The 16,220-nt window shown below is 43.0% G+C and carries 15 protein-coding genes and 2 pseudogenes; 8 read left to right on the top strand and 9 right to left on the bottom strand.

The window, feature by feature from the left end; all coding sequences use genetic code 11:
* Positions 1-9: 9 nt before the first annotated feature.
* The 3 genes from MKY22_RS07370 to MKY22_RS07360 all read right to left on the bottom strand — a co-directional run bounded on the left by MKY22_RS07370 (position 10) and on the right by MKY22_RS07360 (position 1,727).
* Positions 10-738, bottom strand: coding sequence for an ATP-binding cassette domain-containing protein (locus tag MKY22_RS07370; protein WP_341087878.1), 729 nt, complete (start codon positions 736-738; stop codon positions 10-12).
* Between the two features lie 55 nt (positions 739-793).
* Entirely contained in the window at positions 794-1,012 is a 219-nt protein-coding gene (locus MKY22_RS07365; RefSeq protein WP_035408256.1) for a hypothetical protein, read from the bottom strand.
* 385 nt (positions 1,013-1,397) lie between these two features.
* On the bottom strand, positions 1,398-1,727 hold the full coding sequence (locus MKY22_RS07360) for a winged helix-turn-helix transcriptional regulator (RefSeq protein WP_341087874.1): 330 nt from the start codon (positions 1,725-1,727) through the stop codon (positions 1,398-1,400).
* A 311-nt stretch (positions 1,728-2,038) separates the two neighbouring features.
* Between MKY22_RS07360 and MKY22_RS07355 the strand changes: the two genes are divergently transcribed.
* The 3 genes and pseudogenes from MKY22_RS07355 (at position 2,039) to MKY22_RS07345 (ending at position 5,327) form a co-directional block, all read left to right on the top strand.
* Positions 2,039-3,241: an MFS transporter gene (locus MKY22_RS07355; RefSeq protein ID WP_341087870.1), complete on the top strand. Its 1,203-nt coding sequence runs from the start codon at positions 2,039-2,041 to the stop codon at positions 3,239-3,241.
* A gap of 11 nt (positions 3,242-3,252) precedes the next feature.
* Positions 3,253-4,203, top strand: a pseudogene (locus MKY22_RS07350) (TIGR03571 family LLM class oxidoreductase).
* A 218-nt stretch (positions 4,204-4,421) separates the two neighbouring features.
* Positions 4,422-5,327 carry a TerC family protein gene (locus MKY22_RS07345; protein WP_214730015.1) on the top strand — a complete coding sequence of 302 codons (906 nt, stop codon included), beginning with the start codon at positions 4,422-4,424 and terminating at the stop codon, positions 5,325-5,327.
* Positions 5,328-5,383: 56 nt separating this feature from the next.
* On the opposite strand, the gene MKY22_RS07340 is transcribed toward MKY22_RS07345, so the two are convergent.
* Both MKY22_RS07340 and MKY22_RS07335 read right to left on the bottom strand, forming a co-directional pair.
* The gene (locus MKY22_RS07340; protein ID WP_052169466.1) at positions 5,384-5,863 is read right to left on the bottom strand and encodes a DUF4825 domain-containing protein; all 480 of its coding nucleotides are present in this window, start codon (positions 5,861-5,863) and stop codon (positions 5,384-5,386) included.
* Positions 5,864-6,473: 610 nt separating this feature from the next.
* Positions 6,474-7,765, bottom strand: a pseudogene (locus MKY22_RS07335) (neutral/alkaline non-lysosomal ceramidase N-terminal domain-containing protein).
* A gap of 77 nt (positions 7,766-7,842) precedes the next feature.
* On the opposite strand from MKY22_RS07335, the gene MKY22_RS07330 reads away from it, so the two are divergent.
* Both MKY22_RS07330 and MKY22_RS07325 read left to right on the top strand, forming a co-directional pair.
* Positions 7,843-8,094, top strand: a complete 252-nt coding sequence (locus tag MKY22_RS07330; RefSeq protein WP_445298370.1) for a hypothetical protein — start codon at positions 7,843-7,845, stop codon at positions 8,092-8,094.
* Positions 8,095-8,298: 204 nt separating this feature from the next.
* Positions 8,299-8,547, top strand: coding sequence for a hypothetical protein (locus tag MKY22_RS07325; RefSeq protein WP_341087866.1), 249 nt, complete (start codon positions 8,299-8,301; stop codon positions 8,545-8,547).
* 252 nt (positions 8,548-8,799) lie between these two features.
* Here MKY22_RS07325 and sstT read toward each other — a convergent pair whose 3' ends face one another.
* From sstT to MKY22_RS07310, 3 genes are all read right to left on the bottom strand, one after another.
* The gene (gene sstT / locus MKY22_RS07320; protein WP_341087864.1) at positions 8,800-10,071 is read right to left on the bottom strand and encodes a serine/threonine transporter SstT; all 1,272 of its coding nucleotides are present in this window, start codon (positions 10,069-10,071) and stop codon (positions 8,800-8,802) included.
* A gap of 626 nt (positions 10,072-10,697) precedes the next feature.
* Positions 10,698-11,381, bottom strand: coding sequence for a hypothetical protein (locus MKY22_RS07315; RefSeq protein ID WP_047394256.1), 684 nt, complete (start codon positions 11,379-11,381; stop codon positions 10,698-10,700).
* On the bottom strand, positions 11,353-11,997 hold the full coding sequence (locus MKY22_RS07310) for a hypothetical protein (protein WP_047394298.1): 645 nt from the start codon (positions 11,995-11,997) through the stop codon (positions 11,353-11,355). Before MKY22_RS07310 ends, MKY22_RS07315 begins: the two co-directional genes overlap by 29 nt.
* A 523-nt stretch (positions 11,998-12,520) precedes the next feature.
* Between MKY22_RS07310 and relB the strand changes: the two genes are divergently transcribed.
* A complete protein-coding gene (relB, locus tag MKY22_RS07305) occupies positions 12,521-12,745 on the top strand; it encodes a type II toxin-antitoxin system RelB family antitoxin (RefSeq protein WP_341087861.1) in 225 nt (74 codons plus the stop codon).
* Positions 12,742-13,011 carry a type II toxin-antitoxin system RelE family toxin gene (locus MKY22_RS07300; RefSeq protein ID WP_047394265.1) on the top strand — a complete coding sequence of 90 codons (270 nt, stop codon included), beginning with the start codon at positions 12,742-12,744 and terminating at the stop codon, positions 13,009-13,011. Before relB ends, MKY22_RS07300 begins: the two co-directional genes overlap by 4 nt.
* Positions 13,012-13,242: 231 nt before the next feature.
* On the opposite strand, the gene MKY22_RS07295 is transcribed toward MKY22_RS07300, so the two are convergent.
* Positions 13,243-15,249: a heavy metal translocating P-type ATPase gene (locus MKY22_RS07295; RefSeq protein WP_214730018.1), complete on the bottom strand. Its 2,007-nt coding sequence runs from the start codon at positions 15,247-15,249 to the stop codon at positions 13,243-13,245.
* 432 nt (positions 15,250-15,681) lie between these two features.
* Here MKY22_RS07295 and MKY22_RS07290 point away from each other — a divergent pair, with 432 nt between their 5' ends.
* Complete coding sequence (locus MKY22_RS07290; protein ID WP_341087858.1) at positions 15,682-16,185, top strand: PCYCGC motif-containing (lipo)protein; 504 nt, start codon at positions 15,682-15,684, stop codon at positions 16,183-16,185.
* Positions 16,186-16,220 lie beyond the last annotated feature (35 nt).

Genomic DNA, 16,220 nt, shown 5'->3' with positions numbered 1-16,220 from the left:
AACGTATCATTATAGAAGAATTTCAGTAGACATAAAATGTTTGCTGACGATGTCGAGCTTTTCACGTAAGACCTCCTCTTGTTTAATAACATCCGTCAATTCCTCTGGTGTTCCTTCAAAATTGACAAGTGAACCTTGTCTCATAAGTCGTATATCTTCGGGAAAACGATCAATCGTATTTCGTTCATGAGAGACGATAATCACTTTTTTCGTCGTGCTGACTGCTGCAAACAGTTCCTGAACGAGCAAAGACGTATCAAAATCAAGTCCGCCGAAAATTTCATCAGCAATTATATAGTCAGTATTGGCAGCAATGGCTGCGACAATTTGAATTTTTTTCTTCATACCAAAGGAATACGACTCAATGGTTTTATTTTGACCGTCCGCCAAATCGAGTAAGTCTATTAAAAGAGGAGCTTTATCCTCTTCACTTGTCTCATATCGACTTAAAACGAACTGTACATATTCCTTACCAGTCATGTAGCCTGGTAAATAAAAGTCAGAAGGAAGATAGAAAAATTTAGATTTGTATGCCTGACTACCAGGTGTAATACCATCAATTCGAATGCCGCCACCGTCAGCTTCTAGCAAATTCGTCAACATATTCAATAGTGTCGTCTTTCCACTGCCATTTGTTCCAACTATGACAGAGACACCCGTTGAAGAAAATGATGCTGATAACGCATCGATAACGCGATTCTTTTTAAATGATTTTTTCAAACCATCGATTTCAATCATGTTTCTACCTCCTGAAAGAAGCGGGAGCTCAAGGAGCCCCCGCCGGTTAAGTACGTTACGAGGCTTTACAGCCAATTCCCATTTGCCAGAACTTTGGCCAGTTTAATTTCACGTTTCCATTAAAGCTGTAACCTCGACTTGTGCAATAGAACGCATATGCAAATACTCCTACTAAAATGACAAGAGCGAAAACCATCCAGAACCATTTGTTTTCAATCATGTTGAAGAACTTTTCTTCCAAAGATAATTGATACGACACGAACATAGCAGACATCCGAACTCCTCCTTTCTCTGTCAAGATAGAAAGTCATTCACTCTGATGAAACATGGCATTAGTTCTTGAAAGAGAAAATTAAAACTTTCTTCCACTTGATCGTAACAAATATTCCAAAATCAGGAACCCGCCCTATAGACTCAAATCAATCATGTTGTATTCATGACTTTCTTATCAAGGGATTTCTCAATACTAGTACTTTATTGACTTGTTTTATTGATATCTGATAAAAACCGCCCAAAAAATTTAAGGATTTTTCACAGTTGATGGAGTAAATATAATAAAAGATTTTTCTAATGATCACTTACTGTACAACTTATTTATCTCCAGAAAATTTGAGCGCAAAAAAAGGATCGACCATAATGTCGAACCTTTTTTCTGGCGATTAAGACGAAACAACCTCTCCGCCTGTCAAATTGATACGTCCTTCACCCCATGCACACATCGCGTCAAGAATCTGCTTCAGCGACCAGCCGTACTCGGATAACGAGTAGACGACTTTCGGTGGGACTTGTTCAAAGACCGTCCGGATGATGACACCGTCTTCTTCTAACTCCCGTAATTGTTGCGTCAGCATCTTTTGCGTGATCGTCGGCATCAGCTTACGGAGCTCACTCGTCCGACGCTCACCTTTGATCAAATGACACATGATGACGACCTTCCACTTTCCACCGATGACTTCTAGTGTTGCTTCGACCGGGATATTGTATGCCATATATGATCCATCCTTTCGAGATTCCGTTGAGAACATAGGCACTTTTTAGTACCTATCGTACTTGAAAGTGCGTACTTCCCAAGCGGATTGGCTGGCTATATGATAGCAATTGTCAACGGAAAGTACAATCTCCTTTTAGACCTTACCTCCAAAAGAACGAGTAGGGTACTTTTTAGTGCCTATCGCACTTTAAAGTACGTACTTCCCGAAAGGAACAACCCCCGTTATGCTGGGGTCATGTCAATCGGATCATGTTCGGTCGGGCCCACTGAACACGATCCCTACTGAAATCATTTTTAGGAGGAATCCCCATGAATCAATTAAACTCACGGATCCAGGAGGAACAGGTCCCAAGAAACGGCGGACTTGCCCTACTTGCCTTAGCCATCAGCGCCTTTGGGATCGGTACGACGGAATTCGTTCCCGTCGGACTGCTCGCAGCGATCGCTGGTGACTTAAATATCGGTATCACACTCGCTGGTCTCATCATCTCTGGTTACGCAATCGGTGTCGCCGTCGGTGCACCCATCCTGACGGCACTGACGAACCGAATGAATCGGAAAACGTTACTGATGGCATTAATGGTCGTCTTCATCGCTGGTAACCTCGTCTCAGCGATTTCACCGACGTTTGAATTGTTGATCGTGGCTCGTTTCATCACTGCTTTCTCGCACGGTGTCTTCTTCTCAATCGGTGCGACGATTGCCGTCCAGCTCGTACCGGAGCATAAAAAAGCGAGTGCCATCGCCTTGATGTTCACAGGTCTGACAGTCGCAACGGTCACAGGTGTTCCACTTGGGACATTCATCGGTCAATCATTCGGCTGGCGCGCGACGTTCTTCGCGGTTGCTGCACTCGGAATCATTGCGATCATCGCAAGCTTCTTCTTGATTCCAAAAGACTTGAAACAATCACCACCTGCTAAGTTCTCCGACATGTTCAAACTGTTGACGAACGGACGCTTGATGCTCGGCTTCTTGATCACTGCCCTCGGTTACAGTGGAACGTTCGTCGCCTTTACGTACTTGACACCAATCATGCAGGACGTCACGAAAATCAGTCCGAGCTTAATCAGTATCATTCTGCTCGTCTACGGAATCGCGGTTGCGATCGGAAACACGGTCGGCGGAAAACTCGCGAACGGTAATCCGATTAAAGCGTTGTTCTATATGTTTATTATCCATGCCATCGTCATGATCGCCCTCTCGTTCATGATTCCGTTCAAGGTCGCCGGTATCATCGGTATCATCTTAATGGGACTCCTTGCGTTCATGAACGTCCCTGGACTACAGCTCTATATCGTCCAGTTGGCTGAAAAATATGTCCCAGCAGCAGTCGATGTTGCATCTGCCTTGAATATCGCAGCCTTTAACATCGGCATCGCACTCGGAGCAACGATTGGTGGTCTCGTCACCGATACGATCGGTCTCGTCCACACGCCATGGGTCGGCGGGATCATGGTCATTCTTACCGTCATCTTGACAGGTGTCTCGCGTCGTCTCGAACATCAATAAGGAGGACTACTATGTTTAACGATCATGCAAGTTATCAGCGGATGTACCGGGAGAGCGAGCTCACGCTCGGTCTCCACGTCCCGCTCGAGAATTTCAAGGTGCGAACGCCGACGCTTGCCAATCAAGTCGAGCTCGCACAAAAAGCAGAGAACTATGGTTTTACGACGCTCTGGCTACGCGACGTCTTATTAAAGGATCCTTATTTTCTTGATCCGGCTGTCGGACAGATTCATGACATGCTGATATACGGGACGCATCTCCTCAGCCAAACGAAACAAATCGCCCTCGGAACGTCAGCACTCGTCCTGCCGCTCCGTCATCCGTTACGCTCTGCGAAGGAAGTCGCGACGATTGATGCCTTGTTCCCGGAACGTTTGATTCTCGGTGTCTCGTCCGGTGACCGGCAAGCCGACTTCCATGGACTCGGTGTCGATCATCCGAGCCGTGGTGCTCAGTTCAAGGAAGCACTGCAAGTGATGGAGCAAGCCTTATACGAAGATTATCCGCAAATTGATTCGACGTATGGAGAAGTCCGTGGTGCGACGCTCGTCCCGCGACCTAAAAAGAGAATCCCGACGATGATCACGGGTTTCGCACAGCAGGATATGGACTGGCTCGCAAAAAACGGCGACGGCTGGATGTATTATCCGCAAGGACCGTTCGAACAAGCACGTGCCATCGAACAATGGCGTGCAGCGAGTCAAGCAGCCGGTAACACAACGTTTCGCCCGTTTTCGATGCCGATGCATCTTGACCTGTCTGCGGATCCGAACGAGGAAGCGACACCGATTCGACTCGGTTTCCGGATCGGACGCAATCGACTAATCGAGTTGCTGAAATTGTATCGCTAGCTTGGCGTCAATCATCTGTTCTTCGCCCTATTCGACGGTGAGCGATCAGCGGAAGATGTCATCGATGAACTCGGAACGTACGTCGTGACGCATTTCCCTCCCTTATCATGATGACTTATATAATTAAAAGTAACATGCATGAAACCCAGTCCCTTTTCGGAACTGGGTTTCATGTCGTTTCATTGCACATCATGTCGAATATATTCGTCCACTTTTGGGGATTGTTTTTTAACCAATTGCACATTCCGAACATTTATCTCTTTACTTTTGAGTTCTCATGACCTTATAATAAATTCAAGATAACAATTACCTTAAAGGAGGAAGCGCTGTTGACACTACTCATTGCTTTTCTAGCCATCGTTTTCATCATGCTCGCTCTTGACCTTGGAGTCTTCCATCGTAAGGCACATGAAGTTTCACTTCGGGAGGCCTGGACGTGGACGTTCGTCTGGATCGCGATTGCGATCGCCTTCGGGGGCTGGCTCTACTTCGATCAAGGTAGCTCCGCTGCTGTCGAATATACGAGCGTTTATTTCATCGAGAAGGCTCTCGCGATTGATAACGTCTTCGTCTTCTCACTCGTCTTCGCGTACTTCGCGATTCCATTGAAGTACCAGCACAAAGTCTTATTCTGGGGTATTCTTGGCGCAATCTTCTTCCGCGTCATCTTCATCGTCGCTGGTGTTTCGTTGCTTGAGAACTTCGCTTGGGTCTACTACATCTTCGGAGCGTTCCTCGTCTACACTGGTTGGATGATGTACAAAAACATCGGTCAAGAGACGTCGCTCGAAGAAAACAAAACGATTCGTTGGTTAGAGAAACGTTTACCGATCACGCAAGACATCTCGTCTGGTAAGTTCGCAAAACGAATTGATGGGAAACTGTTCTTCACGCCACTCTTGATCGCGCTTGTCTTCATCGAGATCTCGGATATCGTCTTCGCCGTCGACTCGGTCGCAGCAAGCTTCGCGTACTCGCGTGATCCGTATATCATCTTCTATGCGAACATCATGGCGATCCTTGGACTTCGTAGTCTCTACTTCGTCCTCGCGAACTTGATTGATCGTTTCTACTACTTGAAACACGGTCTTAGCTTCATGCTCGTCTTCATCGGAGCGAAGATGATCTTCAGTGACGTCTACAAAATGCCAATCTGGATGTCGCTCGGTACAATCGTCCTCGTCATCTTGATCAGCGTCTTCTACAGCTTCTATAAGACGAAGCCAGGGAAATAATCAATAGTATAAAAAAGTGGAAGTGATGAAAATTCATCTACTTCCACTTTTTCTTTTCAATTCAGTATTTCTTTTACTTTCAGTTCATCTTCGATAAAAGGCTTCGTAAACACCTTCAGTGCTTTCTCATTATCGTACGCCGTAAAGTCTTTTCCATACCAATCGCGCAGCTGTTGTTTCGTAAAGTGATACGAAGCATCCTCGATCGTCATGTTGACGTGGTCGACATTCGGAATCAATGTGAACAGTGCTGTTGCATTGTAGATTGCCGTACGATTGCTTTTTTGTTCGACCTGTCCTTCTTCATATCCAGCATAACGTAACGTGAGTTGATACGGTTTATCCTTCGTCGACAGTTCCATTTTCTTTAACTGATCGCCATGAGGTAGCTGTTGGACGATGTCTCGTACGTTACTGTTATCCCCTAGATATGTACCTTGTTGATCAAATACATCGGTTTGTGTTGCCGCTGTTCCGCAACCTCCGAGTATCAGCATGCCGCTCACTAGAGCAATTGCGCCGATTCTCTTTCTCATCATACTCTCTCCTTTTAGTAGACCGATTATACCTAATAAACGTAATCAAACAAAGAAAAGTTTCAAAATAAAGGAAATCAACGCTTACGTGAACTCGATGCTCTTTGTTTTGAGGAGAGTAAACTGTACAAAATACTTACACCTGCAACAATTAAAAGCTTTATAACACTAAAACGAGTGAACCCTTCAAAAGCGTACCCTTTTATCTTTTGAGCTAAAGTTACTTCCGGAATCCAATCGATCGTATATCCGATGCTGAAGGATAAAATCAAACTGAGGAATAAATAAGTGATGACAACACTTAAGAATACATCTTTTGATAATCATGATATTTTCCCTCTCAATTATAATGGAATAAAATAACTATTCGTTCATATAATGAGTAACTCATTTAAAAAATATAGAAAACAACAAGTCATTTCCCTATATAATGTTAATTACTATGTTACTCTATTATTATTCGAAAGTTCGAAAATCCAGCTATACATATTCACGGAGGTCTCCGATGCTACAAATGTCTAACTTACTCATTCTGCTCTTTTTATTCATCTTCCTAACATGCGGATTTGTTTTCGCTTTATTCTGGATCATCAAAAAAATCAAGTCGTAATCATAACAACCCGGCCTCTAAGACGAGAGAAGCCGGGTTGTTATTCATTTCATAGAGTTGACGGATGTGACTCACGATGTCGTTCGCTGTTTCCGGTACAGGCGGCATCCAAAGACCCGTCACTGGACCGTAGACGACGGGATTGATTGCCACCTCGTACCCACTATACGGATGTTCTTCCGCTGTCGGCAAATAACCGATGTAACCGTTCGTATAGCCTCCGAAAAAAGCGAGTTCCGTTTGACGCATCCGCTTTATCTGTAGCGCTGTCTCACAGAACGGCTCCATCGGGATGCCTGAGAACGAACCTTCATTTAGTTCAAACAATTGAACTTCGACCGGGATGGTGAGTGTTTCTCCCGATCGTTCCTGAACGTACGCCAACCAGCGCGCTGCGCTGACGCCCCAAGTCAGTTCGGCGTAATCCGCCATGTCTTGTAATTGGTTTATCGTTGGTATTTCTGTTAAGCGCATCGGATTAATCATCGACTGAATCCGGTGGTGCGTTAACGGTTGAAACGATACGTCTGGAATCGTCGTTAAGACGTGTCCACTTAGAGCAAACGCCATCTTCTGCAGGCTTGCTAGGTCACCACGATATTTCGCATTGACGTTTCCCGTCGCCCCCTGGACGATCACGACTGGACAGCCGAGTGCCTGTTCGAGTATCGTTCGAGCGACACCCGGATAATCACCGGATAAGACGACACTGTCTGATTTCAAGACGTTCGGATGCGCTGTACAGAAAACGAAGGCTCCGACGAGACACGCATCATCGGCACGGCGAACCAATAGTGTCCCGATTCGGTCATCCGTCACCCCAAGCGGATCCGACCCCATCACCGCGTGACCATTTATTTTTTCTCGTCGGTTGACGCCGAGTTTCCCTTGCTTCACACCCCAACCCATCTCGACCGGTTGCATCGTTTCACTCGCCTTAACAGCAGATACAATCGCTTGTTGCGTCAAGATCGTTTTGTAGGCAACGGTCAACGGTTCAGTTCCCGCTGTCGCTGGGCCTGAATGTGTATGCGTGTAAACGACCGTGATCTGTTTCTTTGAGACGTCTAGCCGGTCCGCGATGCCTTCACGATGGTATTGGTATCTGCGACGAGCAAACCGATGTTATCGATGCTGACAAAAATCGATGTCGTCTGCTCGCTCTCAAAGATGCTCGCTGTGACATATAACGGATCGTGTATGCTTGCAATACCGACTTCTCGGTGATAACCGATGAAGGCAGCACCGAACGGCGGATTGATTACTTCCCGATGCATTCCAAAACGACTCATGTCTGACGTTCCCCCCTTGAACAACATACTATTTCTTCCATATAATAACATTAACTACAGTAGAGGAGGACATAAAGATGTCGATTCGTTGGAAGGAAGAGATGCTTCAGTTCGAGACATTCCGTGAAGCCGAAGTCTGGGCGGAGTCGATCACGAATGAGATCCATGGTCGTTCAATCACCGGTTATTGCACCCCTGACTTTAAAGTCGCATCGATTCTTGTTTTTTATCTAGCGGAAAACTCAGATTATCGTGTACGTTCGGCAACGGTTCACCTCGATGAAGAAATCTATTATCAAGTCTGGGTCGAGATACTCGATTCACTTTGACTTCGTGAATTGGTCGAGGACGATTTCCTGAAACGCGCGTGTCACGGGTGAGCCCCACTTCGACTGTTTTGTGAGCAGATGGGCATACATCGGACAGGATTTAAAACGAATGGAACAACAGAAACCTGTGACCTGTTTTACCGATAGTCCGTTGTTAAATGGTCGACATGGAGTAACATACAAAAACGGGAAAGAGGTTATGTCATGAAAAGAATCGTTTTGTTATGCGCTCTCTCAATTATAACTGTATGGCCGTTAGCTGCTTGTAGTAATGAAGTGAAAATGCAACATACAAGTGAAAAACCGACAGCACTAGACGTATTAGGAGAAGATTCTACTGCTGACATTTTTCAACTAAATGATACGATCTACAAATCAGATGTAAAATGGGCAGAGAAAACAGAAGTCACTAAGAGTAAAAAAAGTCGGAGAAATCAAGAAAATGAGTTCTGATCAATACGATTTTGATAATGGAACTGCTACGAAGCTCTCAAAGGGTACTGTCATATACTCTACGAAAGAAAGGAATGAAATTCTTTTGGTGAGTTTTAAAGGGAAATTAAAAAAATACGTTGCTTTAGGAGAAGGTTAAATGGATTACAACTTGTAAAAACCCCTTATTTCAATCACGAAACGAGAGTTGTCTATAAGAAAAGGCATCCTCAACTGGGATGCCTTTTCTTATTAAGATAATAGCGAATCTGATCAGCCGTTAACGACTTTTTCTGCTACTTCCTCATTCATCGATTGACGATTAATCGAGAGGTGTTCGCCTTCTTTCAACCGTTTTCGATATTCAGCTGTCGCAGTGAACAAGACATCTGTCGACGAGTTGAGTGCTGTCTCAAACGAATCTTGTAACACACTGACTAGAACACCCGCTGCTACGACTTGCATCGCAATGTCATTCGGAATCCCGAATAAACTACATGCAAGCGGAATCAAAAGGAGCGAACCACCAGCGACACCGGATGCGCCACATGCACAAACGGCAGCGAGAACACTCAAGATGATAGCTGTCGGAAGGTCGACTGGGATACCGAGCGTATGAACCGCTGCTAACGTTAAGACGGAAATCGTGATGGCCGCTCCCGCCATATTGATCGTGGCACCGAGTGGAATCGAGATCCCGTACGTCTCTTTATCGAGGTCAAGTTTCTTACATAATTCCATGTTGACCGGAATGTTTGCAGCTGAGCTTCGTGTGAAGAAAGCGGTAATCCCACTCTCCCGGATACATTTGAAGACGAGTGGATATGGATTCTGACGAACGTTGATGAACACGATGAGAGGATTAACAATGAGTGCTACGACAAGCATCGTGCCAATCAATACCAATAATAAATTCCCGTAATCGAGCAATGAAGAAAGACCGTTTTCCGTAACAGAGCCAATGACGATTCCCATGATACCAAGAGGAGCAAGTTTGATGACCCATCCGACCATTTTCGCAATGGCGTCAGAAAAATTCGAGATAAATGTCTTCGTCGTATCGGACGCATTTTTTAAAGCGATTCCTAACACGATCGCCCAAGTCAGAATGCCAATGTAGTTCGCTTGTATGAGCGCATTGACTGGATTATCGACCATATTCAAGACGAGTTTTTGAAGAACTTCAACCGTGTTCCCCGGAGCAGCCAATTGTTCCGCACCTTCTGTCAATCGAATGTTCACTGGGAAAAGGAAACTGACGATGACCGCAATGGCTCCCGCTAAGAACGTCCCGAGCAGATACAAGAAAATGATCGATTTCATATTCGTCTGCTGTCCTTTTTTATGCTGCACGATTGATGCCATAACTAAGAAAAAGACCAAGATCGGCGCGACTGCCTTCAGAGAAGAAATAAATAAAGTCCCAAAAATGGTCAAGGATTTCGCCACTTCAGGAATCGTGACGGCTAAAATAATACCCACGATCAAGCCAATCGCGATTTGTTTCACTAAACTGATTTGGTTCCACATCTTCAACAATTTCATACATTCCCCTCCAGGCTTTCAAAAAATAAGATATTAGAATTCGAAAAATGAGGACTTCTCTCTCTCATTCCAAAACGATGAATGATCTGATCGCTCACTTTTCAAAAAATTCTCTCAGTTTATTGTTTTCTATTTTTACATAAATCCTAAGAAATAAAAACTAGTTTTTTGCAAGAAATATGATTCCTTTTCCTGGATGTTAAATAAGAATACGAATGCAATCGATTGCATAATTACAAAAAAAGTAGGAAACGGATCATACTGTCTCCTACTTCATTATGTTAACTAAATCTTTATGTATGAGTGTTAACTGACCTTCCTTTACTACTTAAGAGACCATTATTTTTTTGCATTTGGCAATCAAAAGAACAACAAGTAATAAAATCTCAAGAATCAAAAATATCTCCACAAAGGATTAAACACCAAATGTGTTTCGCGCTTGCGTAATGATGATGACGAGTGCACCAATCGCCCAGACAAGTAAGATCAGTTCTAAAATATATTGATCATTTGGTATGACATCCATATGTTTCTTACAATAGACTGACTAAAATGATTTAAGTGATGCCTATATTTTACAGTATCCTGAAGTGTTCCAGACTTCCGAAAGTTGAGCAAATGAGTTTTTAAAGATCTAAGTCATCCGGATAGTCCTTTATTTTCCTAACCCGAATACTTTCCTCCTGACCGATTTGATCGGTTTCTTTCAATCGGTGCTGTACGACTAGAAGAACCAACACAATTGCTGATATCACACAGATCGTCGCATAATACGGTTGAGCAAATCGTTCCAACTCAATCGCAGATAAAACCTGTAAAATCGTCAATCCCGCGAGCATCCCGTGGAAATATCTCTGATAGTTGCGCGGTATTCCGGCTTGTCCAAACGTCTCATACCAGACGAATAAGCCGAGTCCGAACGCGAGTCCGTTTAGGATCGGTGAAGGCAGGAGAAACAGGAGGATTCCAAGACCAAGCATCCACCAGGCATAACGAATAGCTGGCTTAAAGAAAGCAGGATCGAGCGTCGGTTCTTCTTCCTCGATGACAGGCGTTGCTTTTTCCTCTTCGGTCAACGGTCTAAAACCAAGTGCTTCTTTCTCTTCTGCTAACTCGAGCATCCGCTTTTTCATTCCGAAATAGAACGGAAAACGTTCTTTGACAACCTCCCCTTCATCCGTTTGACCATCCGCTTGTTCTTGCACGGATACCTGATAGAGCGTACGCCCCATCCAGTAACTGACCCAGTAATCGGTCGTTTGACCATTGTCGCGTTTGAGTTCAATCACCTTGGCTTTTTGATTCGTCATGATATATGATTCCTTTCGTCGCAAGTTCCTGTAATTGTTCTGACGCATACAACAGGAGAATGAACCCTGAAACGAGACAGACTGCTCCGTTAATCGAGAGATTGATCGGTGATAAATAGTTTTTCGATGAGCCGGCTAATGCGAACATGAAAAGTGCTCCTGACCATCGATACATGCGAACATGCGCGGATTTCCCTTCGAGATGCATCGGCCAGAAAAGCATCAGAACGACGAGTGTTATGTATCCCGGAATCGGTAAGATATCGGTCAGCGTCAGTAATCCACTCAATAGGACGAGTAAAGCGCTTAAAATGCGCAACTTTATGATCCGTCGATCTGAACGAAAATCCATCACTTCAGACAGAGCAAAAGGTGATCGTATGTATCCATCGTCTAATTTTTCACGTACCCATGCTTTTTTCTGACGATACGCGCGCAAGGGACTTTTGAAGACGATCCGCTTCGTCGCGGACTCCTCATTCGTTTCCATCATGTCCTCGCTATCAATCGCCTGCTCTTTTCGGGCAATTCCTTCCCGGCAGAATAAAGTACGCCCTTCTTGGTGAAAGACGATGTGATACACATGATCGTCGACTTGTTTGACTAATTGAATCATGATTTGAGCTCCCATTAACTTGCTTTCTAACTTTTTCTAGATCTCACCATGTTGTGCTGACCGCGTATAGTATAAACAGACCACTTAAGACACAGACGTAACCATAGTGTCTGACAGTCAATGAACAAAATAGGATGACGCCAATCGACAAAATAATACAGATGCTTAAACAGATCTGTACCTTGATCTTTCTTCAATTTAAAACACTTTTTGTTTTCTTGTAACCGATACGGGCAGCATTTGGATGCATATCCGGTTTTCGCAAACGAGGAGAATGTAAGGAATTATCATGATCATCACCTTCCTAAACATGGTCAAATTGAAGAGGAATGACTATGTTTACTTTAATTTGAATATAATTTCATTCACTTTTTTAGATTCAATCGTACTCATCTAGGATATTTACAAGTCGAATTTTAGCACTTCAAAGAATCTTTATTTAGGATTATCGCCCAATCCTATGTACTAAAAGCTTAATATGTATTACAATGTATTACAATGTATTACAAGGGAGCTGATAATCATGAGTACCATTTCCGTACGTCTGGATGATCAGGATACACGACTTATCAAGGAATATGCGAAGGCAAAGAACATCACGATTTCTACACTCGTTCGCGATGCCTTCCTCGACCGTATCGAAGACGAAATCGATTTGCAACTCTATCATGATTCCATGGCAGCACACCGTAAAAAATCAGAAGCGATATCTTTCGACGACATGATGAAGGAACTTGATTTAGAATGACGGCATATTCGGTAGAGTTTGAGCGCGGAGCTCAAAAGTCTCTCAAGAAGATGGACCCACAACAAGCGCGGATCATCATGTCCTGGATCAAGAAGAATCTGGTCGGGACGGATGATCCGCGTCGTCATGGGAAAGGACTGGTCTCGAATCGTTCTGGTGAATGGCGGTATCGCATCGGTGACTATCGTCTGATTGCTGACATCCAGGATGAAAAAGTCGTGATCTTAATTCTTGAAATCGGTCATCGTCGTGACATTTATAAATAAGGCATCTATTGCTCATATACAAGTAAGCATATGAGTTTTTGAATATGTCTGTTTAACGACCGTTTTATATAATGATTGCAATAAAAATTTGTTCTTTATATAAATCATCATCATATATTCTAATAAAATTAAAATCGCGTGTAAAAAGTCTTCGAATACTCATAGACTTTTTACACGCGATTAAATCCAGTGCTTGGCTACTAATAAGTTCTGAAATCACTTCAAATGATTTCATATTTTTAACGTTCTAGCATTTACAGCAACAATGACGGTGCTAAGACTCATTAGTACTGCCCCAATGGCTGGGGATAAGATCACACCATAGGGAGCTAGAACGCCGGCTGCTAGTGGTATTGTTATAATATTATAACCAGCTGCCCACCATAGGTTTTGAATCATTTTGTTATAAGTGCTTCGGGAAAGTTCAAGGATAGAGAGAACATCTTTCGGATTACTTCTGACCAGTACGATATCAGCGGTTTCGACTGCCACGTCGGTTCCACTACCAATCGCAATCCCTACGTCAGCTTGTGCCAGTGCGGGTGCATCATTAATGCCATCACCCACCATGGCTACTTTCCTACCTTCCAATTGAATGTTCTTTACTTGTCTTGATTTATCATCAGGTAAAACTTCTGCATGAACTTCGTCAATACCCAACTGTTTGGCAACCCAATGTGCAACCTTTTTATTGTCACCAGTGAGCATGATTGAATTTATGCCTTTATTTTTAAGAGCAGTCACAGTCTCTTTCGCTTCTTCTCTTACTAAATCAGCAAGTGCAATCATTCCTAGTAATTGCTTGTTTTTCAATACAAATATGACAGTCTTTCCTTCTTCAGATAATTTTTCAAAAGCGAGCTCATCAACCGTTATTTTTTCTTGACGAATATATCGAGGACTCACTACACGAATTAACGTACCCTCTACTTTCCCTTCCAATCCGACTCCTGTAATAGACATAAAATCTTCAATCGATGGAAGTGATAGTTGTAGCTCTTCTGCTCTTTTTACTACACCTTTAGCAAGAGGATGTTGTGATGAACGTTCGACTCCCGCTGCTAGACGAAGTAGTTCGTTTGAGGAAATTTCATCAACCGGCATCAAATCCGTCACACCAAAATTACCTTGCGTCAAAGTACCTGTCTTATCAAAAATAATGGCGTCTAATTTCCGTGCCTCTTCAAACTGCGTCCTATTTCGAATCAATAAACCTTTCTTAGCAGACAGCGCCGTCGAGACAGAGACGACCAATGGCGCTGCAAGTCCTAGTGCATGGGGACACGAAATAACCATGACAGTCACCATACGTTCGATAGCAATGCTGAGCGGATATCCTAATGCAAGCCAAATGATAAATGTCAACACACCGGCAAAAACAGCGACATAGAAGAGAATTTTTGCTGCACGATTCGCTAAATTTTGTGTTTTAGATTTAGATGCCTGCGCTTCGCTGACTAATTCGATCACTTTCGATAAATACGTGCCTTCACCTGTATTTTTCGTTTCAACAGTCAAGCTTCCTTCTTGATTAATGGAGCCAGCAATTACGTTGTCGTCCATTTTCTTTTCGATGGGAAGAGATTCACCTGTTAGCATCGATTCATCAACTGTTGTTGCTCCTTTTATTATCTTACCGTCAACTGGAACTTGCTCCCCAGGTTTGATCAGAATCACGTCACCAGTCTGTAATTCCGACACCGCAATATCTTCTATTTTTTCATCATCAATTCGATGCGCAATACTGGGTAACAATTTGACTAATTCTTGTAGCGCGTTAGACGCGCCCATGATTGACTTCATTTCAATCCAATGTCCTAAAAGCATAATATCTATGAGCGTTGCTAACTCCCAGAAAAAGTCATGTCCCTCTCCTAGACCTAAGATGATGCCCACACTATAAAAGTATGCAACACTAATCGCTAAAGCGATCAACATCATCATCCCCGGATTTTTTTGTTTCATTTCGTCTAAGCTACCTTTTAAGAACGGCCATCCACCGTAGAAGTAGACAATTGTGGATAGCAAAAGCAAAACAACGTCGTCATATGGAAAGCTAATGTTGATACCCGACCATTCTTGAATCATTTTGGAAAGTAGCAGGATTGGAATGGTCAACATTAACGATACGAGAAATCTTTTCTTGAAGTCTCCGATCATTCCTTCATGTTCATGATGTGAAGCACTCATTTGTTGGTCTTCATGATGAGTATGTTCGTGATGGATATGGTGATCCATAAGAAAACCTCCTTTTACGTATTATACACCTGTATGGTGTATATAGAGAGATCATGACTATATAGAGCTACATCTCGTTTTTACTTCCAGTTAAACTTATATATATAAATATAAAATGTATTTTGACACACTAAAAAATAAAAATTATCATACAAGTATAGGATATATTTTAAAAAATGAGACCATTTGTTTGAATAGGACTATTTAGCGCCAAAATCACAAGTACTGAAACTTTAAAAAGAATTAAAGGACAAGTTCGAGGTAGACATCAAATGATTGATGACAATTCATGAATTAACTGAACTAATGAAGACTATGGTCAAATGAACGAATAGGTACTATCGTGAACAGACAAATGAGCTAATACAAAAAACGCAATTAAAAAGCTTTGTTTTATGCACCTACAAAATTATCTCTAAGGAGAATCCAATCGTGAAACTTAACATACTCTTAAAAAGCGTAAGTCTTATTAGCCTATCCCTGATTGCGGTCGGCTGTGCTCAATCCCCGATGAAGTCTTCTACTCCCAATCATTCAAAGGAGGTAGATCATGCGAAACATATGAGCGATGACAAGATTGAAGAAACATCATCATCGTTGATACTTCCTACGTTTTTAAAAACTCAACCTGAAGATGTACGAAATGTTTATCAAGCTGTAGGGAAAAATCGTAAACTACTAGAGAAAATACCTTGCTATTGCGGTTGCGGTGAAACAGTCAATCATAAAAATAATTATGATTGCTTTATAGAAGAAAACGCGACGAATGGATCGGTGAAATGGACAAGTCACGGAACGACATGCAGCACCTGTCTCGAGATTGCTGTAAAGTCTATTTTGAAGCAACGGGACGGAGAATCGGTTAAAGATATTCGTTCTGCAATCGATTCTTCATATAAAGATGGATACTCGAAGCCGACACCGACTCCCTTATGATTTTTATGATGACACTTTTGCTCCTATAGCAAGAG

The organism is Exiguobacterium sp. FSL W8-0210 (assembly GCF_038006045.1).
In the GTDB taxonomy this organism is placed as follows: domain Bacteria; phylum Bacillota; class Bacilli; order Exiguobacteriales; family Exiguobacteriaceae; genus Exiguobacterium_A.
Note: the sequence above shows the minus strand (reverse complement) of the source record. Positions and strands in the feature narration are given on the sequence as shown.